This is a genomic window from Herbiconiux daphne, from assembly GCF_024979295.1.
GTDB lineage: Bacteria > Actinomycetota > Actinomycetes > Actinomycetales > Microbacteriaceae > Herbiconiux > Herbiconiux daphnes.
Genome location: NZ_JANLCJ010000006.1, coordinates 93039 through 114155, shown reverse-complemented (window position 1 = coordinate 114155; position 21117 = coordinate 93039). Strand labels below are relative to the sequence as shown.

Annotated in this window: 21 protein-coding genes and 3 tRNA genes; 11 read left to right on the top strand and 13 right to left on the bottom strand. The window is 68.4% G+C overall.

All coding sequences use genetic code 11. The features are described 5' to 3' along the window. Positions 1 to 10: 10 nt before the first annotated feature. The 3 genes from N1032_RS16570 (at position 11) to N1032_RS16560 (ending at position 1055) form a co-directional block, all read left to right on the top strand. Positions 11 to 84: transfer RNA gene (locus N1032_RS16570), tRNA-Ile, on the top strand. Positions 85 to 113: 29 nt separating this feature from the next. Next, positions 114 to 186 (top strand) — tRNA-Ala (locus N1032_RS16565). Positions 187 to 320: 134 nt separating this feature from the next. After that, on the top strand, positions 321 to 1055 hold the full coding sequence (locus tag N1032_RS16560) for a hypothetical protein (RefSeq protein ID WP_259540290.1): 735 nt from the start codon (positions 321 to 323) through the stop codon (positions 1053 to 1055). 67 nt (positions 1056 to 1122) lie between these two features. On the opposite strand, the gene N1032_RS16555 is transcribed toward N1032_RS16560, so the two are convergent. Next, a complete protein-coding gene (locus tag N1032_RS16555) occupies positions 1123 to 1674 on the bottom strand; it encodes a hypothetical protein (protein ID WP_259540289.1) in 552 nt (183 codons plus the stop codon). A gap of 143 nt (positions 1675 to 1817) precedes the next feature. Here N1032_RS16555 and N1032_RS16550 point away from each other — a divergent pair, with 143 nt between their 5' ends. After that, on the top strand, positions 1818 to 2357 hold the full coding sequence (locus N1032_RS16550; RefSeq protein ID WP_259540288.1) for a peptidylprolyl isomerase: 540 nt from the start codon (positions 1818 to 1820) through the stop codon (positions 2355 to 2357). 31 nt (positions 2358 to 2388) lie between these two features. Beyond that, entirely contained in the window at positions 2389 to 3231 is an 843-nt protein-coding gene (locus N1032_RS16545) for a rhomboid family intramembrane serine protease (RefSeq protein WP_259540287.1), read from the top strand. A gap of 130 nt (positions 3232 to 3361) precedes the next feature. Here N1032_RS16545 and N1032_RS16540 read toward each other — a convergent pair whose 3' ends face one another. Continuing rightward, positions 3362 to 3628 (bottom strand): cell division protein CrgA, encoded by a 267-nt coding sequence (locus N1032_RS16540; protein ID WP_259540286.1) that lies wholly within the window; start codon positions 3626 to 3628, stop codon positions 3362 to 3364. A gap of 103 nt (positions 3629 to 3731) precedes the next feature. Between N1032_RS16540 and N1032_RS16535 the strand changes: the two genes are divergently transcribed. From N1032_RS16535 to N1032_RS16525, 3 genes are read left to right on the top strand one after another with little or no spacing between them, the layout of a single operon-like run. After that, positions 3732 to 4553 carry a class E sortase gene (locus N1032_RS16535; RefSeq protein ID WP_259540285.1) on the top strand — a complete coding sequence of 274 codons (822 nt, stop codon included), beginning with the start codon at positions 3732 to 3734 and terminating at the stop codon, positions 4551 to 4553. 3 nt (positions 4554 to 4556) lie between these two features. After that, positions 4557 to 4718: a hypothetical protein gene (locus N1032_RS16530; protein ID WP_259540284.1), complete on the top strand. Its 162-nt coding sequence runs from the start codon at positions 4557 to 4559 to the stop codon at positions 4716 to 4718. Then, positions 4715 to 5353, top strand: a complete 639-nt coding sequence (locus N1032_RS16525) for an anthranilate synthase component II (protein ID WP_259540283.1) — start codon at positions 4715 to 4717, stop codon at positions 5351 to 5353. The genes N1032_RS16530 and N1032_RS16525 overlap by 4 nt, the downstream gene beginning before the upstream one ends. 33 nt (positions 5354 to 5386) lie before the next feature. Here the strand turns inward: N1032_RS16525 and pknB are convergent, their stop codons facing one another. From pknB to N1032_RS16490, 7 genes are all read right to left on the bottom strand, one after another. After that, a complete protein-coding gene (gene pknB / locus N1032_RS16520) occupies positions 5387 to 7087 on the bottom strand; it encodes a Stk1 family PASTA domain-containing Ser/Thr kinase (RefSeq protein WP_259540282.1) in 1701 nt (566 codons plus the stop codon). Between the two features lie 73 nt (positions 7088 to 7160). Then, entirely contained in the window at positions 7161 to 8909 is a 1749-nt protein-coding gene (locus tag N1032_RS16515; RefSeq protein ID WP_259540281.1) for a serine/threonine-protein kinase, read from the bottom strand. After that, entirely contained in the window at positions 8906 to 10357 is a 1452-nt protein-coding gene (locus tag N1032_RS16510) for a peptidoglycan D,D-transpeptidase FtsI family protein (RefSeq protein WP_259540280.1), read from the bottom strand. The genes N1032_RS16515 and N1032_RS16510 overlap by 4 nt, the downstream gene beginning before the upstream one ends. Before the next feature lie 4 nt (positions 10358 to 10361). After that, positions 10362 to 11774, bottom strand: coding sequence for an FtsW/RodA/SpoVE family cell cycle protein (locus N1032_RS16505; protein WP_259540279.1), 1413 nt, complete (start codon positions 11772 to 11774; stop codon positions 10362 to 10364). After that, a complete protein-coding gene (locus N1032_RS16500; RefSeq protein WP_259540278.1) occupies positions 11774 to 13111 on the bottom strand; it encodes a PP2C family protein-serine/threonine phosphatase in 1338 nt (445 codons plus the stop codon). Before N1032_RS16500 ends, N1032_RS16505 begins: the two co-directional genes overlap by 1 nt. A gap of 3 nt (positions 13112 to 13114) precedes the next feature. Continuing rightward, positions 13115 to 13720 (bottom strand): FHA domain-containing protein FhaB/FipA, encoded by a 606-nt coding sequence (locus tag N1032_RS16495; protein WP_259540277.1) that lies wholly within the window; start codon positions 13718 to 13720, stop codon positions 13115 to 13117. Between the two features lie 9 nt (positions 13721 to 13729). Continuing rightward, on the bottom strand, positions 13730 to 14503 hold the full coding sequence (locus tag N1032_RS16490) for an FhaA domain-containing protein (RefSeq protein ID WP_259540276.1): 774 nt from the start codon (positions 14501 to 14503) through the stop codon (positions 13730 to 13732). A gap of 209 nt (positions 14504 to 14712) precedes the next feature. Between N1032_RS16490 and N1032_RS16485 the strand changes: the two genes are divergently transcribed. Together N1032_RS16485 and N1032_RS16480 are read left to right on the top strand one after the other, a co-directional pair. Then, a tRNA-Leu gene (locus N1032_RS16485) sits at positions 14713 to 14796 on the top strand. Positions 14797 to 14885: 89 nt separating this feature from the next. Next, positions 14886 to 15998: a hypothetical protein gene (locus N1032_RS16480; RefSeq protein WP_259540275.1), complete on the top strand. Its 1113-nt coding sequence runs from the start codon at positions 14886 to 14888 to the stop codon at positions 15996 to 15998. Here N1032_RS16480 and N1032_RS16475 read toward each other — a convergent pair. From N1032_RS16475 to N1032_RS16465, 3 genes are read right to left on the bottom strand one after another with little or no spacing between them, the layout of a single operon-like run. After that, positions 15959 to 16798 (bottom strand): hypothetical protein, encoded by an 840-nt coding sequence (locus N1032_RS16475; protein ID WP_259540274.1) that lies wholly within the window; start codon positions 16796 to 16798, stop codon positions 15959 to 15961. The two genes, N1032_RS16480 and N1032_RS16475, sit on opposite strands and share 40 nt — an antisense overlap. A 49-nt stretch (positions 16799 to 16847) precedes the next feature. After that, positions 16848 to 17624: an alpha/beta hydrolase gene (locus tag N1032_RS16470; RefSeq protein ID WP_259540273.1), complete on the bottom strand. Its 777-nt coding sequence runs from the start codon at positions 17622 to 17624 to the stop codon at positions 16848 to 16850. 15 nt (positions 17625 to 17639) lie between these two features. Next, entirely contained in the window at positions 17640 to 18929 is a 1290-nt protein-coding gene (locus N1032_RS16465; RefSeq protein WP_259540272.1) for a hypothetical protein, read from the bottom strand. Positions 18930 to 19092: 163 nt separating this feature from the next. Here N1032_RS16465 and N1032_RS16460 point away from each other — a divergent pair, with 163 nt between their 5' ends. After that, positions 19093 to 20361 (top strand): choice-of-anchor D domain-containing protein, encoded by a 1269-nt coding sequence (locus tag N1032_RS16460; RefSeq protein ID WP_259540271.1) that lies wholly within the window; start codon positions 19093 to 19095, stop codon positions 20359 to 20361. Positions 20362 to 20432: 71 nt separating this feature from the next. Here the strand turns inward: N1032_RS16460 and N1032_RS16455 are convergent, their stop codons facing one another. After that, on the bottom strand, positions 20433 to 21104 hold the full coding sequence (locus N1032_RS16455; RefSeq protein WP_259540270.1) for an HAD hydrolase-like protein: 672 nt from the start codon (positions 21102 to 21104) through the stop codon (positions 20433 to 20435). Positions 21105 to 21117: the final 13 nt, after the last annotated feature.

The window sequence follows — 21117 nt, the reverse complement described above, 5'->3', positions numbered from 1 at the left end:
TCAAAAAAACGGGGCTATAGCTCAGGCGGTTAGAGCGCTTCGCTGATAACGAAGAGGTCCAAGGTTCAAGTCCTTGTAGCCCCACGTGAGATCTTCACAAGAGGTCTCCACCCGGGGCCTTAGCTCAGTTGGTAGAGCGCCTGCTTTGCAAGCAGGATGTCGGGAGTTCGATTCTCCCAGGCTCCACTCGAACTGATAAATATTCGGGTATCATTCCGAACGTGCCACTCCACTACGAATTCACGGGCGAGACGCGAGTCAACTCAGTTGGAGTGAGGGTGCACCGCATTCGATCCACCCGCCGCCTCCGGAATTCTTCTGTGCCGCGCGGATCGATCGGCGGCTGGCTAGAATCGCTGTTCGTCGGCGATGATGCCCGCCTGTCCGGTGACGCCTGGGTCGCCGATGAGGCAGAGGTCTACGGCAACGCGCGGGTGCGCGACGACGCGAGAATAGCGGACTGCGCTCAGGTCTTCGGCCACGCACGAGTAGCGGGTTCGTCTTTCGTCAGCGGACGAGCTCGTGTGTTCGATCGAGCTTGCGTGCTCGATCTGGCGGAGGTCAGCGGCGACGCCGTGATCAGCGGCTTCGCATGGATCTGCGAAGGCGCCGAGGTGCATGATCGTGCGCGGGTGTCCGATTACGTGCGGGTGTTCGGCCGAGGTGTCGTCGACGACGACGCCCGCGTGTTCGGCAGTGCGCGTGTCTCCGACGAAGCGCGGGTGAGTGGTCTCTCAAGGCTGGGCGGAACGGCGCGTGTCACCGGGAGTGCGCTCATCGGGGGCACCGCGGAGATCACCCGCGCCGACCACGTGCTGCTCGTCGAGCCGGTCGGAGACGGTGCAGCGACACTTGCGCTCTATCGCACGAAGGGTGGAGGGACGATGGTCTCGATGGATCGTCGCGTACGCAACTCACTGCACGAGTTCGCGGAAGAAGTCCCTCCTCGGTCGCGTGCCGCGATCAATGCGCTGTGGAACGAGATGACGTCCACCTGGACGGAGGACCGTCCTTACCGCGACCGATTCGATCGCGATGACGACAGTTCGTGGTGAAAGAGGCCGCGCACCAAAGACAGAAGCCCCGTGCATCTGCACGGGGCTTCGTCGTCGAGGTGAGAGATCAGCTCTCGGGATTGGTCTCGGGCTCGGGGTCTTCGTCGGCGATCCAGAGCTCGTCGTCGGCCCGGAAGGTCTGCCACAGGGCGTAGCCGAGGCCGACGGCCGTGACCACGCCGAGGGTCACGACGACGACCAGTCCGGCCTTCGATCCACCCGACTTGGGGGCGGACTTCTCGAGCGACTTCGCCGCCTTGCCGGCCTTCTTGCCGGCCTCTTTCAAGAACTCGGGGCTCTTCGACGACTGCAGCACGGCCGCGGCCGAACCCAGCGTTCCGGCCAGGGCCGGCAGCACGTCGGTCGTGAAACGGTTCTTCACGGTCTCACCCGCGAGCTTCACCTCGGCGGCCTTGCGGCTCACCGCGACGGCACCGCTGTCGACGGCGGACTTCACACGGGGCTTCACTTCTTCATCGGCCAGGTAGCTGGCCTGTTTTCCTGCCTCACGCAGGATCTCGTTGGCACGGTCGAGCACGGCCTGCTGGTCGACCCACAGGTCTTCTGCCGTTCCCTTCAGGCGCTTGAGCGCCTTTTGACGCTTGCGGGAAAGACTCATAAGAAACCTCCATCGGCGAGAGCACGGTCACTGTCATCTTGCCACGCAATGCAGTGGCGCAGTAGTTCGGCCCACTGATCATCCACTTCGCAAACCCTGGGCCTTCACTGGATGCTTCGCGCCCGTGTGCGAGAATTGTCATCATGCCCGCACATACCCACGTCGCCACCCTCACCACCAACCACGGCCCGATCGTGGTGAACCTCTACGGTCACCAGGCACCGAAGACCGTCAAGAACTTCATCGGCCTCGCCAACGGCGAGATCGAGTGGACCGACCCGAAGACCGGTCAGCCCACCAACGACCGCCTCTACGACGGCATCGTGTTCCACCGCATCATCCCGGGCTTCATGATCCAGGGCGGCGACCCGCTGGGCAACGGCACCGGCGGCCCCGGCTTCAAGTTCGACGACGAGATCAGCCCCGAGCTCGACTTCACCCAGCCCTACATCCTCGCGATGGCCAACGCCGGCATCCAGGGCGGCAAGGGCACCAACGGTTCGCAGTTCTTCATCACCGTCGGCCCCACCACGTGGCTGCAGGGCAAGCACACCATCTTCGGCGAGGTGGCGGATGACGCCTCCAAGCGCATCGTCGACAAGCTCGCCGGTGTGGCGACCGACGCCTACGATCGTCCGCTCGACGAGGTCGTGCTCGAGAGCGTCACCGTCGAGGCCGTCTGAGCCTCTTCGTTCTCGCTGGAGCGGTCGACCGATGACCACGGTCCCGGATTCGTCGAACAACTACTGCTATCGGCACCCCGGCCGGCAGAGCTTCGTGCTCTGCCAGCGCTGCGGGCGCACCATCTGCCCGGAGTGCCAGGTGCAGGCGGCGGTGGGCGTGCACTGCGTGGAGTGCGCCCGTCAGGATCGGCGTGAGGCGCCGCGGGTGAACCGCGGCCGGCCGGCGTTCCTGCGCAACCTCACGGGCCGTGAGGCGCCGGTGGTGACCTACGTCATCATCGCGCTCTGCGTGGTGGTGTTCCTGCTGCAATACCTCCCCGGCGTCACGTCGGCCCTGCAGTTCGCGGGGCTCTACGTCATGCCCTCCACGGGCATCCCCGTGGAGCCGTGGCGCATGCTCACCTCGGTGTTCCTGCACGGCTCGATCCTTCACCTGCTGTTCAACATGTACACGCTGTTCGTGTTCGGCAGCGCGCTGGAACGCATGCTGGGAAAGGGCCGCTACATCGCCCTCTACCTGATCTCGGGCTTCGGCGGCTCGGTGGCGGTGGCCCTGCTGGCCGATCCCCGTCAACCGGTGGTCGGCGCATCCGGAGCCATCTTCGGCCTCATCGGCGCGTACTTCATCATCAACCGGCACCTCGGCGGCAACAGCGTGCAACTGCTGGTGCTCGTGGCGATCAACCTGGTCTACGGATTCGTGGTGCCCGGCATCGCCTGGCAGGCACACGTCGGCGGCATCATCGCCGGCGCCGTGGTGGCACTGATCTATGTGCGCACCAGGGCCATCCGTCAGAAGGGCCTGCAGATCGCCCTGGTGTCGGCGGTGTCAGCAGCGCTGGTCGGCCTGACGGTCGTCGCGGCCGTCGTCTGATCCCTGAGCGCCTGGTCTCCGAGCGTCTGATTCCCGAGTGTCCTATTCCACAGGGTTATGCACAGCTGTGGACTTATCCACAGCGGTTTCCACATTGGGGATAATTACAGCGGTGTAATTAGACCCGAGGTCAGCGCCAGCGAGTGGTCATGATGAACCCGATGAAGGCGATTCCGAACCCGATCAGGATGTTCCAGCTGCCCAGGTCGGGAATGGGAAAGACGCCCTGGCTCACGTAGAACACGATGATCCAGAGCAGACCCACCAGCATGAAGCCGAACATGACCGGCTTGAACCAGACCGGGTTGGGGTTCTTCGCGGAGTCATCACTCGCCGAGCGCTGAATGTCGCGCGAACGGCGGGCGACCTCGTTCGTGGGTGCTTTGTCTCGAGCCATGCCGACGATTCTAACGGGGTTTCATCCACAGTTCTCCACCGGTTCTCCACAGGGCAACGGTCTCGGGGCGGCTGCACAGCAACGGTCTCTTAGGATTGGTCACATGAGCGAGCAGCCGGAGACGGCGCCCGAGGGGGCACAAGCGCCGATGAGGCGCCCGCGCAAGAAGAAACGGGGCGTCTTCTCCCGCATCGTGGGGGTTTTCGGTGAACTCCTCATCACGGCGGGCGTGCTCGTGCTGCTGTTCCTCGGCTGGCAGTTCTCGCTCAACGGCATCATGCTGAGCAACCAGCAGGCGTCGGATGCCAGTTCCCTCTCGCAGTCCTGGGCCAGCGACACCCCGGCAGCCCCCGCCTCCACGCCGTCGCCCTCGGCCTCGGCCGCTCCGACGACCGCGCCCTCGTTCCAATACGGCGACCCGCCCCAGCTGGCGACGCCGTCGAACGCGCAGGAGTTCGCGGTGATGTACGTTCCGCGCTTCGGCTCCGACTTCAAGAAGACCATCGCCGAGGGCGTCGATCCGCGATCGGTGCTGAACAACGGCGGCGCCGGGCACTATCCCAGCACGCAGCTGCCCGGCCAGGTCGGCAACTTCGCCATCGCCGCCCACCGCGACGGGTGGGGCAGCCCGTTCCTCAAGATCAACGAACTGCAGCTGGGCGACTCCATCTACATCGAGACGCAAGACGGCTGGTTCACCTACACCTTCCGCGACCTCGAATACGTCACCCCGTTCGGCGTCGGCGTGATCGATCCCGTGCCCCAGGCCGCGGGCACCGCGCCGACCGATCGCCTCATCACGCTGACGAGCTGCAACCCGCTCTACATCGCGTCGGAGCGCATCATCGCCTACGGCGTTCTGACCGACTGGCAACCGCGATCGGCCGGAGCCCCGGCAGAGATCGCCGGACTCGTGGGGGCATAACCGATGTATGCAGCTCTCTGGCACATCCTGCCCGGCCCGATCTGGGTGCGCATCCTCATTCTCGTCGTGCTCGCCGCGGCCGTGCTGTTCGTTCTCGCGTTCTGGGTGTTCCCGTGGATCGACGACTTGACCGCACCGGTTCAAGAGGTCACGGTAGACCAATGACCCGCGTGCTCGTCATCGACAACTACGACAGCTTCGTCTACACCCTCAACGGCTATCTGCAGCAACTCGGGGCCGAGACGACCGTGGTGCGCAACGACTCGTTCGACGCCTCCGACGCGGCGGCCACCATCGCCGACTACGACGCGGTGCTGCTCTCGCCCGGCCCCGGCAAGCCGTCCGACGCCGGTGTCTCGATTCCCGTCGTCTTCGCGGCGCTCGAGTCGAACACACCGTTGCTCGGCGTGTGCCTCGGCCACCAGGCGATCGCCGAGGCGCTCGGCGCCACGGTCACCAACGCCGAAGAACTCATGCACGGCAAGACCTCGGTGATCCGCCACGACGACGACCCGTTCTACGACGGCGTTCCCGACGGTTTCACGGCGACGCGCTACCACTCCCTCGCGGTGGTCGACGGCACCGTTCCCGACTCCCTCGTGGTGACCTCGCGCACCGAGGGCGGCGTCATCATGGGCGTGCGGCACGTGACCGCTCCCGTCTACGGCGTGCAGTTCCACCCCGAGTCCGTGCTCACCGAGGGCGGCTACAAGATGCTCGGCAACTGGCTCGCCACCGCCGGCCTCACCGACGCGCCCGCGAAGGCCGTCGAACTCAACCCGCTGCTGCGCGCCGTCTGAGCCGCGGGGCGGGCGCGCTCCGCGGCTGCGGGCTCAAGCGCCGGTGCAGTAGCGGATCTCGATCTGCGACTTCTGCATGGCGTCACCGGCGGCGATCGACTGGCTCGACACCGGGTTGGCCGGCGCGGTCTTGCAGCCTGGATCCTGCTGCACGCTGACCTGCAGCAGGATCTTGGTGAGCGCGTCGCTCGCGACGTCGATCGGCTGGCCCGTGACATCCGGAACCGTCACGAGCCCACTCGACACGACGATGTTGATGGTGTCGCCCTTGAACGCCTGTGCACCCACATCGGGATCGCTGCGGATGACCACGCCGTCGGGCACGTCGGCGGAGTTCTCCTTGATGGTCTGCCCCACCGTGAACTCGGCGTTCGTGATGGCGGTGGCGGCATCCGCGGCGCTGGTTCCGGCGAGCGGCGGCACCGCGACCGCCTCTTTGCCGCGTGACACGTTGACGTTCACGACGGTGCCCGGGCTCACGATGGTGCCGGCCGCCGGATCGGTGTCGACCACCTGGCCCTCGGGAATCGAGTCGCTGTAGACGTCGAAACGCGCGGTCACCAGATCGAGCTGCTGCAGCGTGGCATCCGCCGCGTCATAGGTCTGGCCGGTGACGGTCGGGATCTCGCGCGACGTCGACGGCAGCTCGTCGCTCGGCTGGAGCGTGAGCACCCAGAACACGATCGCCACGAGGATGACGGCGACCGACGCGATGCCCGCCCAGATCCACACCACCGGCGGCCGCGACTGCGTGCGCACCGAGTATTCGTCGTCGCCGGCGAGCTGGGTGAGAGCGGAGTCTGTGCCCTGCGTGAGGCTGGGCGGGGCGCCGAAGAGCGAGGACTGGAAATCGTCGGAGGGAACCCGCTTCGACGGGATCTTTCCGGCGCCGGCGATCTCGAGGTCGGTGCGGAACTCGACCGCGCTCTGGAACCGCGCGAACCGGTCTTTCGCGAGGGCGTGCAGCACCACCTGATCGATGGCGGGCGACACCTGCGGGTTGATGCGCGACGGCGCGACAGGCATCTCGCTCACGTGCTGGTAAGCCACGGCCACCGGGGTCTCCCCCTTGAACGGCGGCTCGCCGGTGAGCATCTCGAACAGCACCACGCCGGTGGAGTAGAGGTCGGTGCGGGCGTCGACCGACTCACCGCGGGCCTGCTCGGGCGAGAAGTACTGGGCCGTGCCGAGGATGGCCGTGGTCTGCGCCACCGTGGCCGAGGAGTCGGAGATGGCCCGGGCGATGCCGAAGTCCATCACCTTCACCTGGCCGCCGTGGGTGACCATCACGTTGCCGGGTTTGATGTCGCGGTGCACCACGCCGGCGCGGTGGGAGTATTCGAGCGCCGTGAGGATGCCCTCGGTGATGCGGATGGCCTCGGCCGAGTCGACCGGCCCCTGCCGGATGAGGTCTTTGAGAAGCACGCCCTCGACGAACTCCATCACGATGAACGGCACGATGCCCTCGAAACCGCCGGGCTCGGCCACCCGCTCCTCGCCCGCGTCGAACACGCGCACAATGGTGGGGTGCGCCATGCGCGAGGCGGCCTGGGCCTCCTGGCGGAACCGCGTGCGGAACACCGGGTCGCCCGCGAGCGACGACTTGAGCAGCTTGATGGCGACCTGGCGCCCCAGGCGCTCGTCGCGCCCGGAGTACACGTTCGACATGCCGCCGCGGTCGATCAGTTCGCCCAGGCGGTAGCGCCCGGCGAGAAGACGGTTGTCGTCGGTCACTGTTGCTGCTCCTGGATCGATGTCGTGAAAGGTCGCGGGTCGCTCACCGGTGGCCGGGTGCTGGCGGCCGCTGTCAGTTGTTGCCCTGCGGTGCGTTCGAGGGCACGCCGGCCGCCGAGGTCTGCAGCGTCAGCGCGGGCGAGAAACCCGACGCCGAACCCGTGCAGGTGACGTTGTACTTGATCTCCATCGTCTGACCGGCGGATGCCGCGGCCTGCAGCGTCGCCGCGTTGCTCGTTCCCGGCTCGATCGTGACCGTCGCGTTGGTGGCCTCGATGGAATAGCCCTCGAGCGTGGTTCCCGACGGGCAGCTGTACGACGTCCAGTTGACGACGAAGGTCGCGCCCGGTGTCACGGTGCCGTCGGGGTTCACGCCGGTGGAGGCGGTGGGCGCGCTCGAGGGCGACGGCGGAACGATCACGTCGGTGTAGACGGTGAGATCGATCGTCTGGCCCTTCTGCACGTTGCCGACCGGAGTGGCCTGGTAGACGAAGTCGACCTGATCGGCGCTCGGCGCCGCGTTGCCCGGAACCCGGTTGGCGCTGAGGCCCTGGGCCGAGAGGATCGCGGCGGCGTCGTCGAACGATTTGCCCTTGAGCTCGGCCTCGGAGACGACGACGGTGTTCGACGTGGGGGTGATCGACGGCGTCGGCGTGGCGGACGTCGGGGTGACCGAGGGGGTCGACGACGTCGTGGTGGGGGTCGCGGGCGTGTTGCTGCCGCTGGCCTGCAGCACGAGGGTGACGATGGTGCCCACGAGCACGAGCCCGAGGATGATGATCAAGACGATGAGCGGCCACGTCCACGGGCTGCGCTTCTTCGGCTCGTCGGCCACCTCGCCGCCCGGCGGAGTGGGAGGAGGGCCGGCCGGTGTGTTCGGGGTCGAGAGCACCGTGGTGGCCTGGGTCGGCGAACCGGGCGCGGCCATCAGGCGGGTGGCCATGGTGGGCGGCGGGGGCTCGCTGCCGAGAACCGCCGGCACCGCGGCCGCCGCGGAGGCGATGTCGCCCCGGCGGAGCGCCATGGCGGCACGGGCCAGGTTGCCGGTCGACGACGGGCGGTCTTCGGGCTTCTTGGCGATGCACGAGAGAACGAGGTTGCGCACGGGCTCGGCCACCGTCACCGGCAGGTCGGGCGGGGTCTCGTTGATCTGGGCCATGGCGATGGCCACCTGCGACTCGCCCGAGAACGGGCGCTTGCCGGCGAGGCACTCGTAGGCCACGATTCCGAGCGAGTAGATGTCGGTGGTGGGCGATGCGGGCTGGCCGCTGGCCTGCTCGGGCGAGAGGTATTGCACCGTGCCCATCACCTGGCCGGTGGCCGTGAGCGGCACCTGGTCGGCGATGCGGGCGATGCCGAAGTCGGTGATCTTCACCCGGCCGTCGGGGGTGATCAGCAGGTTGCCGGGCTTGATGTCGCGGTGCACGAGCCCGGCGGCGTGAGCGGCCTGCAGGGCGAGGGCGGTCTGGGCGACGATGTCGAGAACGCGGTCGGTCGACAGCACGTGCTCGCGCTCGAGGATGGTCGAGAGCGCTTCGCCCGGAACGAGCTCCATCACCAGGTAGGCGCTGCCCTCTTCTTCGCCGTAGTCGAAGACGTTGGCGATGCCCTCGTGGTTGACCAGGGCGGCGTGGCGGGCCTCGGCGCGGAACCGCTCGAGGAACCCCGGGTCGCCGAGGTACTCGTCTTTCAGGATCTTGATGGCGACGGTGCGGCCGATGACGAGGTCGGTCGCCTTCCAGACCTCACCCATACCGCCGATCGCGATGCGACTGGACAGCTCGTACCGGCCACCGAAGGTCACCCCTGCTGTGGGTCTCATTTACTCAGCACCGCCTCTAGTACTCGTTTTGCGATCGGCGCGGCCAATTCGTTTCCGGAACCGGATTGGCCCAACCCACCGCCATCTTCCACGACCACTGCGACGGCAACCCGAGGGTTGTCTGCGGGAGCAAAACCAGTGAACCACAGGGTGTAGGGATCGCCTTCCCCGTTCTCGGCAGTCCCGGTCTTACCGGCCACACTGACCCCGTCTATTCTTGCATTAGTCGCCGCGCCGTTATCGACTGCCTCCACCATCAGCTGGGAAAGTGTCGAAGCTGTTATAGAAGTCAGCGGGGTGGAGAGTTCCTTCGCTTCGAAGGTCTCCAGCACGCTGAGATCCGGGGCCTGGATTCGGTCGACGAGCGTGGGCGTCATGATCGTTCCGCCGTTCGCGACGGCCGCCGAGAGCATGGCCACCTGCAGCGGAGTCGCCACGTCGCTGCCCTGGCCGAAGGCCGAGAGCGCGAGCTGCGCGTCGTCGAGGCCACGGGGGTAGAGGCTGGTCGAGACATCCATCGGCACGCTGAGCTCGCTGCCGAAACCGAAGGCGTTCGCCATGTCGGCCAGCGGCGACTCGCCCATCTCGACACCGAGTTCGGCCATCGGGATGTTGCACGAGAGCACGAACGCGGTCGCGATGGTGACGGTGTCGCCGCCGCCGCAGGTGCCGCCACCCGCGTTGCTCACGGTGCGGTCGCTGCCGGCCAGGGGCAGGCGCGCCAGGTTGGGTTCGGTGTGGTCGACGGGCAGGCCGGCGTTCTGCAGAGCCGCCGACGTGGTGACGATCTTGAACGTCGATCCGGGAGGGTTGAGGTCGTTGATGGTCTTGTTGATGAGCGGGTCGCCGGGGGCGCCGAGCAGGGTGTCGTAGGTGTCGAGCACCTGCTGGGTGTCGTGCACGGCGAGGGTGTTCGGGTCGTAGTCGGGCTTCGATACCATGGCCAGGATGCGCCCGGTCGACGGCTCGATGGCGACGACCGCTCCCTGGTAGGAGCCGAGCGCGTCGTAGGCCGCCTGCTGCACCACGGGGTCGATCGTGAGCTCGACCGAGGCGCCCTGCGGGTTCTGGCCGGTGATGATGCGGTTGAGGTAGTCGAGGAACTGCGAGTCGCTCGTGCCGCTGAGGTAGTCGTTGAGCGACTGCTCGATCTGGCTCGAGCCCTGGCCCAGCGTGTAATAGCCCGTGACCGCGCTGTAGAGCGGACCCTGCGGGTAGGTGCGCTGGTATTTGAACTCGTCGTCGGTCGGCACCGACTCGGCGATCGGCTGACCGTCGACGAGGATGGCGCCGCGCTCGGTGTCGTAGCTGGCGTAGATCGTGCGTGCGTTGCGCGCGTCGTCGGCGAGCGCATCCGCTTGGAAGAACTGGATGATCGTCGTCGAGACGAAGAGGGTGACGAACATCAGGAGCACCACGATGGTCACGCGCTTGAGTTCACGGGTCACGGGTCTAGATCACCAGCCTTGGCTGATTGCGAACTGTGTCCGACAGGCGCAGCAGCAGCGCGACGATGATCCAGTTGGCCACGAGCGACGAGCCGCCGGCGGCCATGAACGGTGCGGTCAGGCCGGTGAGCGGGATGACCCGGGTGACGCCGCCGATGACGATGAAGCACTGCAGGGCCACCGTGAACGAGAGCCCGACGCCGAGCAGACGGCCGAAGTCGTCTTGACCGGCGAAGCTGATGCGGAAGCCGCGCGAGATGAAGAGCAGGTAGAGCGCCAGGATGGCGAACATGCCCGCGAGCCCGAGCTCTTCGCCGATCGACGCGATGACGTAGTCGCTCTGGGCGAGGGGCGTGATGTCGGGCCGGCCCTCGCCGAGCCCGGTGCCGATGAGCCCGCCGTTCGCGAGGCCGAACAGGCCCTGCACCAGTTGATAACTGCCGCCCTGGGCGTCGTAGATGGCCGGGTTGAAGGCGTCGAGCCAGTTGGTGAAGCGGTCGTTGACGTAGACCAGCACCTGGCCCGCGATCACCGCGCCCGCGAGGAAGAGCCCGACGCCGAGCACCACCCAGCTGGCCCGGCCGGTGGCGACGTAGATCATCACCACGAACAGCCCGAAATAGAGCAGTGCGGTGCCGAGGTCGCGCTGGAAGATGATGATCGCCATCGACAGCGCCCAGAGCACGAGGATGGGCCCGAGATCGCGGGCCCGCGGAAAGCGCAGCCCCAAGAACTTCGTGCCCACCATCGACAGGCTGTCGCGGCGCGACACGAGGTAGCCGGCGAAGAACACTGCGAGGGCGATCTTCGCCACCTCACCGGGCTGGAACGAGAAGCCGCCGAAATGGATCCAGACCCGCGCGCCGTTGATCTCCTGGCCGATCACGGGCAGCATCGGCAACAGCAGCAGGATGGCCGCCACGAGCATGGCCAGGTAGGTGTAGCGCTGCAGCACCCGGTGGTTGCGGATGACCAGGATCACGACGAGGGCGAGGGCGATCGCCAGCCCGCTCCAGACCACCTGGCGCACGGCCGTGCTCTCCCACCCGGTGAGCTTCTCGGCGATGTCGATGCGGTAGATGATGGCGATGCCGATGCCGTTCAGCAGAGCGGCGATCGGCAGGATGAACGGATCGGCGTTCGTGGCCACGAATCGCAGCGCGACGTGGAGGCCCAGCACGAGCACCGCGAGACCGGCGCCGAGGGTGAACACGGTCATGTCGGCGTAGCCGAGGGCGCCGAACTGCACGAGCACCACCGCGAAGGCGTTGACGGCGCACACGAACAGCAGCAGGAACAGCTCGAGGTTGCGCAGCTTCTGCGGCACGCGGATGCGACGGATGCCGCGGCCCGGCGTGGGCGTCGGTGCATCCGTCGTCGCGGTGGGGCCGCCGTTCGTCACGGCGCCGTTGGTCATCAGGGTGCCCCGGTTTCGGTGGGCGCGGGGGTGGGCGCGGTCGTCGGCGTCGGCGTGCCGGTCGACCCGTCGGTTCCGGAGCCTGACTCGGCGCCGCTCGCGGCCGAGTCGCTCAGGCGCTTCACGATCTCGAGCGCTTCGGTGACCGACTCGGCGCTGATCGTGTTCTCGACCTGGCGCTGGGTGAACGGCGGCAGGTCGTCGGTCTGGATGTCGGTCTGCTGGAACACGTGCGAGAGCGCGATCGGGCCCACGCTCTGCTGCACGCCCTGGAAGATCGCGACCGTGCCGTCGGACTCGCCCACGAAGAAGCGCGTCTGGGTCCAGCGGTAGCCGGCGAAGAGTCCGCCGGCGACGAGCGCGAGCACGATCAGCACCGACACCAGCCAGGTGACCTTGCGGCGCCGGCTGCGGCGGCGGTCTTCTTCGATCAGCTCGTCGAGGTAGTCCTCGGAGCCCGGTTCGAAGTGGCTGGGCTCCGACGAGGCGGGGCTCCGCGGGTGCAGTCGCAGCCCGGGGATGCGCGAGGTGCGCCGGCCGACGGTCTGCTCGAATGCGATCGGCTGCGCGGCCGACCCCACGATGACGGGGGTGACCTCGGGCGACTCGAACGACTGGTGCACGTCGACCACGACGACGGTCACGTTGTCGGGAGCCCCGTGGTCGAGGCTCTCCTTGATCAGCGCGTTCGCGGCATCCTTCGGCGCGATGTTGTTCTTGAGGATCTTCTCGATGTCGTCGAACTCGACCACGCCGCTGAGGCCGTCGGAGCAGAGCATCCAGCGGTCGCCGGGGCGGGTGTCCATGACCTGCAGGTCGACCTCGGGGGCCGCGTCGACGTCGCCGAGCACCCGCATCAACACCGAGCGGCGCGGGTGGGTCTTCGCCTCTTCCGGGGTGATGCGGCCGGAGTCGACGAGTCGCTGCACGAAGGTGTGGTCGACCGTGATCTGGGTGAGGGTGTCGTCGCGCAGGCGGTAGACCCGGGAGTCGCCGATGTGGGCGAGCGCCACGCTGTGGCCCACCCGCACGAGAGCGCTGAGCGTGGTGCCCATGCCGGTGAGCTCGGGATGCTCGTAGACCGTCTCGGTGAGCACCGCGTTCGCGGCGACGATGGCGTCCTGCAGGGCGAACTCGGCGTCGACGGCGGAGTTGTAGTGGCCGTCGATCTCGGCCAGGCGCTTGAGGGCGAGGGCGCTCGCGACGTCGCCGCCCGCGTGCCCGCCCATGCCGTCGGCGACGGCGAACAGGGTCTCGCCGGCGAAGCCGGAGTCCTGGTTGTTGGAGCGGATCTTGCCAACGTGGGATACGGCCGCGCTCACGGTCACAATCGCCACAGGCTACCGCCGCAACTCGAAGCTCGTCGCGCCGATTCTGATCGGCGTGTTGAGTGGGATGTGCACGGGGGCCGAGACCCGCTGGCCGTCGAGGAAGGTTCCGTTCGTGGAGTCGAGGTCTTGGATGACCCACTCGTCGCCCCAGATCATGAGGCGCGCGTGATGGGTGGAGGTGTAGTCGTCACGGATCACGACGCTCGAGTCCGACGAGCGGCCGATGGTGAGCGGCTCGTTGCCGAGCGGGATCTCGCTGCCCGACTTCGCGCCCGAGGTGATGACCAGCCGGCTCGCGTTGCTCGTGGTGGCGTGCGGGGGCCCGCTCAGCTCGGTGCCCGGTGCCGGCACGAAGGTCGGCACCTTGGGAGCCGGGGTCTGCGGGGCCGGTGCGGCGGGGGCGACGGATGCCGCGGCTCCCGCGCCGGCGCCGGCCGATGCGGCACCGGGGGCGCCTGCGGCCGCGACACCGGCTGCCGCCGGCGCGGCATCCTTCAGCTTGCGCACACGCTGCCCGAAAAGGTCGGACCGCATCGCGTACACCACGATGAAGATGAACACCCAGAGCAGCGCCAGGAACGCCAGCTGCAGGATGAGGAGGGTCAGTTCGCTCATTGTCGCCGCCTACCGCCAGAATCCGCCGGGATCGAGGGGAGGGCGTTCGGGGTCGTTGCTCGGCATGCGGGTGGTGGGAGCGCCGCCGCGGGAGTCGGCGTAGCCGCGGGCGGCCGGCTTCGACTGGGCGACGATGCGGAAGACGATGGTGGTGCGCCCGATCTGGATGACCGAGTCGGGCTCGATGTTGGCGCGCTGGAAGGGCTGGCCGTTCAGCTGCGAGCCGTTGGTGGAGCCGAGGTCGCGGGCCTGGGCGTGCGCGCCGTCCCAGAGGATCTCGACGTGCTTGCGGCTCGTGCCGGTGTCGTCGATGGTGATGTCGGCGTCGCTGCCGCGGCCGATGATGGTGCGCGACTTGGTGATGGGATGCCGCTTGCCGGCGATGTCGAGCACCGGAACCCAGCTCACGTTGCCCTGCTCGTTGGAGGAGTCGATCTGCACGACGCCGGTGGTGAGCTTGCCGTCGTCGACCAGGTCGATGGTGACGGGGCCGGCGAACTGGAAGCCCTGCTGGGCGGCGTGCTGCACCACGATCTGGTTGAGGTCGTCGAGCAGGGTCTGACCGATGCCGGTCATGCGCTGGTAGTCGCTCGAGGCGAGGTGCACCCGGAAGCTGTTGGGCACGAGGATGCGGTCGCGTGAGACCACCGCCGCCTTGGTGTCGAGCTCGCGCTTCAGCGCGGAGGAGATCTCGACCGGCTGGAGCCCCGAGCGGAAGGTCTTCGCGAAAGCGCCGTTGACGGCGCGTTCGAGACCTTTCTCGAAGTTGTCCAGTATTCCCACGTCTCTCCCGATCTCCTTGCTCGAACCCGCCTGCGGTTATGTGGATGGGATGCCTCGAGTTGTAAAGGCGTGAATGCTACGTCGATGTTACTTGTCTTGCGTGTTAATGCACTCTCAGGCCGGTTCGGGGGCCACGCGGCATCCGGTTCGCCGACGGCGCGGCATCCGGTTCGCGCGTGTTCGTTCGGCGTGCTAATCTCTCCTAGTTCGCGCGAGTGGCGGAATTGGCAGACGCGCTGGCTTCAGGTGCCAGTGCCCGCAAGGGCGTGGGGGTTCAAGTCCCCCCTCGCGCACGAACGATCTCAATGGCTGCGACTGGATCCGGCTTCGGCCGGGCCAGATCGCAGAGCCGCCGGGGGGCGCGGGATCGGGGGTTCTCATCGTGTCGTTCGAGACGCAGGGTTCGGGCCAGGGTCACGGTTCGGGTTCGGGTTCGGGCACAGCCTCGCCTCGCGGCGGTCGCACCATGCTCTTCGTGTGGATCGGCGTCGCCTTCGTGGTGGTTCTCGCGCTCGTGGCCGGTGTGCTCACCTGGGTGGCCGTGTCGACGGCGACCGCGCGCAACGCGCCGGAGAAGGCGGTCGACGCCTATCTCTCGGCCGTGGTGGAGGGCCGTGCCGAAGACGCCGTGGCGTTGGCGGGCGGAGTGCCGAACGGCGCGCTCGACGCGCTCGTCACCGACGAGGCCTACTCCGCGGCGGGCGACCATGTGACGGGCTACACGCTCGGCCGGGCCGCGATCGATGACGACGGCGCCACCGTGGTCGCCCAGATCGAGCAGGGCGATCGCCGCTACGAGCAGACGTTCCACCTCGGCCGCGTGGGTAAAGAGGTGCTCGTGGTCGACACCTGGGCGCTCGACCCGCAGGAGCTGGGCTACCTGACGGTGGCCTTCGACGGGCCGGCCGGCGCATCCGTCGTCGTGAACGGGCAGACCGTCGACGCGTCGCCCGACGAGATCGTGTCGCGGCCGCTGATCGCTCTGCCGGGCAGTTATGTGGTGGGCTCGGAGTCAGGGGACGACGAGGTGGCGATCGGCGAGGACTCGGTGACCGTGACCTCACTCTCGGCCGCGGGCGACGGCGGGGTGGCGGATGCCACGCTCACGGCGTCGCTGACCGACGCCGGTGTGGCCGGCGGACAGGCCGCGGTCGACGCCTACCTCGACGCGTGCGTGGCGCAGCCCGTGATGGCGCCGGTGGGCTGCGACTTCTATGCCGAGCCCGAGGCCGGTGAGACGGTGACCAACCTGGTCTGGAGCATCGCGACCCGGCCCACCTTCACCATCGGCGGGTGGACGCCCGACGGGTGGGAGGTGCTGCCCGCGACCGGCGGAACCATCTACGCCGACGGCGACTTCACCAACGCCGAGGGCTACGGCACGGTGCGCTACACGCTCTCGAACTACGTCTACAGCGGGGTGCTCAACCTCGTCGACGGCGTGATGACGTTCACCTACACGGGGTCGAACAGCCCGGCGGGGTCGGGGGCGTAGGCGGTCGGGGTCGCGGTCGGCTCGTCGACTGAGTCGCGGGCACAGTGCTCTGACGACGGCACCGGCATCTCGAGAGGATAGCGGTGGGGCGACTCGTCAGTCATGGGCCAGAACCCGTAGCCCAAGCACAGGTAGGCGTCGGAGACGCTCGTCGGCGTCTCGACCAGCGGATGACTCGCCGGCAGGGAGATCACGGTGCCATTGCTCAAGGTCACCTCCAGGTCATGGGTCAGAGCCACGCGGATCGGTCCGCAAGCGTCGTGCACGTTCTTCAGCTGCCCTTCCCCGTTCTCGAAGTAGACCTCGACGGCTGCCGCCTCACCGGCGGCCAGCACGAGGGTGCCTGACTCGATCGCATCCGAGAACGGACCGTTCAGCCGCAGATAACGGGTCTTCGCCTCGATGAAGAAGGAGCCGGCCCGGTCGCACGATCCGTCATCGAGGTCGAGCAGGATGTGTGTCTCGAGCACCGTCACCGGCGTTCGCCCGTCGTTGCTGATGACGGTCCAATACGCGACGACATCGTGCACCACGCCGTGCAGTGAAGAAGAAGCGGATTCGAATTGCTGCGTGAGACGTGACCGCTCGGCCGAGTCGGTCGCGATGGAATTCGCCTCCGAGGCCAAGGTGATCGACGACAGCGAGACGACGAGTGCCGCGGCAGCGATGGCCAGGCCGATGAGTTGACTCGCTTCCACCACGACCCGCCACGGCGTTGACGTCGCGGCCGAGACCGGGGACCTCGCCGTCTTCGTCGCAGCGACCGAGCGGTCGTGTCTCCTCTTGGCCTTCTTTCTCACCCATGCCCCTCTTCGACGCGCGCACCCAGACGTCAAAAGCGACGTATGCTCAGCTTATGATGAAGGGCGTGAGGGCCGCGGTGAGGGCGGCGCGCATGTCGGGGTCGGAGATGGTGGCGGTGCCGTCGCCGGGCTGCAGGCCGTAGTCGCCGAAGCGGGCGTGGTTGGCGCCCTCGATCTCGACGAAGGTCGTGTCGGCGGGCAGGTCGGCGCGTGAGGCGTCGATCTTCGCCGGGGTGCTGAGGCCGTCGTCGCTGCCCGAGATCGAGAGCACGGGCTTGCCGAGCGAACGGATGTCGCCGGCGCAGTACGAGGCGAAGAGCACCAGGCCCGTGACCTCGTCGTCGGCCGCGTACTGGCACGCCTTCACGCCGCCGAGCGAGTGGCCGCCGACGAACCAATCGGTGACGTCGGGGGCCAGGGCGGTGAAGTCGCTGAGGGGGCGGAACTCGGCGATCGCGAAGTTGAGCACCGGGCGCACGATGACGACGGTGGTGCCCTGCTCGACCAGTCCGCTCAGCTTGTAGGCGTAGGCGAGCGGGTCGACCTTGGCGCCCGCGAGGAACACCAGCCCGGTGCCGTCGGCGGCCACCGGGGCGTCGGGGGTCGGCGTCATCACCACCGATCCGTAGCTCCAGTCGACGTCGATCGCGTCGTCGGCGGCGACCTGCTGCACCGGTTCCAGCGTGGCGGGGTAGGTGATGTTGGCGTAGACGAGGAAGGCGCTGACCGACGCGACCAGCGCTGCCGCGACGGCCACTGCCGCGACCCGCAGCCGGGGGTGGGCGCGGCGGGAGGCACGCGGCATCCGAGTGGTTTCAGACATGTTCGACCCCGATTCTCAGGATGCGCCGGCGCCGGCGTCGTAGCGGGCGAGGGCGTCGGCGTCGGTCGCCAGGGTCGCCGCCCGGCGCGCGCCGTCGAGGGCGGCCACGGGATCGGCTTCGAGCCGGGCGAGCTGTAGTTCGCGCTCGGCGGCGGCGAGGCGGGTGCGGGCGTCGGGCCCCACGCGGCCGCGTCGGCCGGAGATGTAGGCGCTCGCCGTCTCGATGTGGCTGGAGGCGATGGCGATGGCGCCGACGAGAGCAGCGCGGGCGGCGTCGAGACGCTGCTGCGCGCTGCGGGCGACCGCGAGGGTGTCGTCGAGCCGGGCGGATGCCTCGCTCAGAGCCTCGGCGTCGGCGAACGGGTCGCGGGCGGCGCGCGCCGTGACCTTCGCGACCAGCGATTCGAGGCGGCTGCTCGCCTCGACGATCAAGGCGGTCGCGGCGGCGTCTTCGACGGTGTCGCGCAGGCGGGCCGCCTCGGCGAGCTGGCCACGGGCGGCCTGGATGGCGGCATCCGTCTCGGCGCGTGCGGTGGCGAGGGCGGCCGGGGTGCGCTCGACGGCATCAAGAAGGGCCGTGCCCCGCCGCACGTCGGACTCGGCCTGCTGCACGAGCTTCGACACGGGCGCGAGGGGATCGGCCTGGAGAGCGCGTTCGGCTTCGGTCGCCGCCTGCTCGGCGCGCTCGAAGGCCTCCGACGCGGCGGCGGTGTCGTTGTCGGCGGCGGAGAGGGCGCTCGGTGCGTAGGCCCCCCTCAGGTCGTCGAGCTGGGCGGAGGCCGCCTCGATGCGGTGCCGGGCGGCGGCGACATCCTGGTGCACTCGCTTCACGGCGGCCGGCGCGGCGGTCTCGAGCCGGCGCTGCTGCTCGAAGGACCGGGACTGGGTGGTGACCAGCGCCAGGGCGGAATCGCTGAGCGCGAGGATGCGCTTGCTCCAGTCGCGCCGCTGCTGGTCGGAGTCGGGATGCTCGTCGTCGAGACGCTGCTTGAGCGCGAACGCCTCCGACGCACGCGAGCGGGCGGTGACGATGGCGTCGGCGAAGGCGCGCGTGCTCTCCTCGCCGAACTCGGCGAGGGCGAAGTCGTGCTCTTCTTCGGCCGAGCGGATGGCGTCGTCCATCTGCACCAGCTGGATGTTGGCGCTGCGCACGAGGTCGTCGACCGGAACGCGGGCCGGGGCGCGACCGATCTCGGGCGCGATGCGGCGGCGAGCCCGTCGTCTCAGGGCGGCGAGCCCCACGATCAGCGCCACGATGACGACACCGAAGACGATGAAGCTCGGGATGAGGGAGAAATCGCCCATAGAGGAATAGTAAGGAGCGCGGATGGGAGGTGGCGGGGTGCCGGGGGGTGTCGGGACCTGAGTAGTAATTGCTCATAACGCTCTGGGGGTGATCGCCGGGATCGTGGGTTGTTCCCCGACTCGTCGTCGCGGACGATGCCCGATGCGAAGCGAAAGAGCCCCCATGAACCAGAAGCCGACGTTCCCCAGCCGACCGGATGATGGCCGCGGCGTGCGCGCCAGGGTGGACCGGCTTCTCTCGGTGCTGGTCACCGTTCTGGGCGTGGCTGCGGTGAGCGTCGGGGCCGTGGGGCTGTCGGCAGTGGCCGCGGGGCCCGCGGCGGCTGTCTCGGCCCCGGTGGCGGTGCCACTCGTGTCGGTGCCGCTCGCCGCGCCGGTCGCTGTTCCCCTCTCGGTGGTGCGGGCGCCGGGCGACGCGACCTCGGTGTCGATGCCGGGGCGCACCCCCGACTTCGGCTGGGTCAAGACCGGCAAGACCGTCTCGCGCACGATCGACCTGCTGAACGACGGCACCGACGGCATCATCATCGATCCCGGGCCGCTCAACGCGCTGACCACGCCGTTCGCGCTCGTGGCGACGACCATCGTGGCCGGCGACGAGATCGAGCCGGGCGAGACGCGCAGCGTGAGCGTCACCTACACCGCCGGAGCGATCGGCACCACGCCGCTGCAGAAGATCACTCTCGTGCTGCAAGACGCGGATGCGCCCGGCGAGACGACGTTCGACCTCGATTTCCGGGGTGAGTCGCGGGCCACCGAGCGCGGTGCGTTCGATCTCACCACGACGACGGGTGCCACCACGGCCGACTTCGGGTCGGTCGCGGTGGGGCAGTCGGTGACCAAGTCGTTCCGGGTGACGGTGCGCGGCATCGACCCGCTGCGCTTCGAACCGGCGACCATCGAGGTGCGCACCTCGGCCGGCATGCCCATCGGCACCATCACCGTCACGGCGTCGTCGTTCGGCACCGGCGTCACCCTCAATCCCGGCGACACCGGAACGTTCGATCTCACTTTCCGGCCGACCGCCGCCGGATCGTTCCCGGGCACGCTCAGCGTGCTCGCCCGCACCGTCGGAGACCCCGAGGCGCCGAGCGTCACGATGACGATGCCGGTGGTGGCGGCGGCTGTCGTGCCGACCCCGACGCCGACTCCCACCCCGTCGCCCACGGGAACGGCCACTCCTGCACCGACCGGCGCACCGACGTCGACGCCCCGCCCCGGTGGCAGCGGCACGGGTTCGGGCACCGGTTCGGGCTCGGGCGTGGCCGGCTCCGGCGGCTCGTCGGTGATCGGTCGCGGCGGCCAGAGTCTCGCGCAGACCGGCGCTGAGCAGGCTTCCGGCGTCGCCGGTGGCGCGCTCGGCGTGCTGCTGTGCGGCGCCGCCATCGTGCTGAGCGTTCGCGGGTCGAAGCGCAAGGGCGAGGCGCGCTAGAAGAAAGGTTCCGGCTCGTCGCGACGCGCCACGTCGCGGCGGGCCGGTTCGCGCCTACGGTGGCCGGTTCGCTACAGCAGCAGGTCGCGCAGCTGGTCGACGGAGTGCACCACCGCGATCGCGCCGACGGCTTCCGCAGGGGAGCCATAGCCCCACTCGACCATGATGGCGGGAACGTTGTTCTCGGCGGCCCCGATGATGTCGTGCTCACGGTCGCCCACGAGCACGAGGTTCGACAGGTCGACCTCGAGGTCGCGGAGTCGTCGGAGGGCTTCGGCGACGACATCCGCTTTGGCGCTTCTGGTCTCGTCTTCTGACGAGCCGCAGATCACCGTGAAGCAGCTGTCGATCTCGAGGTGCTCGAGGATGCGGATGGCCTGAGTCTCCGACTTGGACGTCGTGATGGCCAAGGGGATGCCCCGGTCGTGCAGCAGCCGCACGAGGCCGAGCATTCCGGGATAGACCGCGGCGTCGTCTTGCGGGCCCTCGCTGGCCGCGAGACCACGGTAGACCGTGAGCGCTTCGCGCGCTTCGACCTCGTTCATCGACGCAACGTCGCGGAACCCGTCGAGGATCGGCGGGCCCACGAACGCCACCAGCTCGGCGGGCAGCGGCACGGGCCGGCCCATCGCCTGCAGGGTTCGCGAGAGTCGGCCGATGATGCCGGGGGCGGAATCGGTGATGGTTCCGTCGAGGTCGAACAGGACGCACGACCACGGCTTGGACGGGTTTTTGCGGGTCACCCGAGTCATCCTA

Excerpts from the sequence above, each read along its gene's own strand:
- N1032_RS16555 (WP_259540289.1), bottom strand. The coding sequence starts at position 1,674 with ATGAGTCTTTCCCGCAAGCGTCAAAAGGCGCTCAAGCGCCTGAAGGGA.
- N1032_RS16550 (WP_259540288.1), top strand. The coding sequence starts at position 1,818 with ATGCCCGCACATACCCACGTCGCCACCCTCACCACCAACCACGGCCCG.
- N1032_RS16545 (WP_259540287.1), top strand. The coding sequence starts at position 2,389 with ATGACCACGGTCCCGGATTCGTCGAACAACTACTGCTATCGGCACCCC.
- N1032_RS16540 (WP_259540286.1), bottom strand. The coding sequence starts at position 3,628 with ATGGCTCGAGACAAAGCACCCACGAACGAGGTCGCCCGCCGTTCGCGC.
- N1032_RS16535 (WP_259540285.1), top strand. The coding sequence starts at position 3,732 with ATGAGCGAGCAGCCGGAGACGGCGCCCGAGGGGGCACAAGCGCCGATG.
- N1032_RS16530 (WP_259540284.1), top strand. The coding sequence starts at position 4,557 with ATGTATGCAGCTCTCTGGCACATCCTGCCCGGCCCGATCTGGGTGCGC.
- N1032_RS16525 (WP_259540283.1), top strand. The coding sequence starts at position 4,715 with ATGACCCGCGTGCTCGTCATCGACAACTACGACAGCTTCGTCTACACC.
- N1032_RS16515 (WP_259540281.1), bottom strand. The coding sequence starts at position 8,909 with ATGAGACCCACAGCAGGGGTGACCTTCGGTGGCCGGTACGAGCTGTCC.
- N1032_RS16505 (WP_259540279.1), bottom strand. The coding sequence starts at position 11,774 with ATGACCAACGGCGCCGTGACGAACGGCGGCCCCACCGCGACGACGGAT.
- N1032_RS16495 (WP_259540277.1), bottom strand. The coding sequence starts at position 13,720 with ATGAGCGAACTGACCCTCCTCATCCTGCAGCTGGCGTTCCTGGCGCTG.
- N1032_RS16470 (WP_259540273.1), bottom strand. The coding sequence starts at position 17,624 with ATGTCTGAAACCACTCGGATGCCGCGTGCCTCCCGCCGCGCCCACCCC.
- N1032_RS16465 (WP_259540272.1), bottom strand. The coding sequence starts at position 18,929 with ATGGGCGATTTCTCCCTCATCCCGAGCTTCATCGTCTTCGGTGTCGTC.
- N1032_RS16460 (WP_259540271.1), top strand. The coding sequence starts at position 19,093 with ATGAACCAGAAGCCGACGTTCCCCAGCCGACCGGATGATGGCCGCGGC.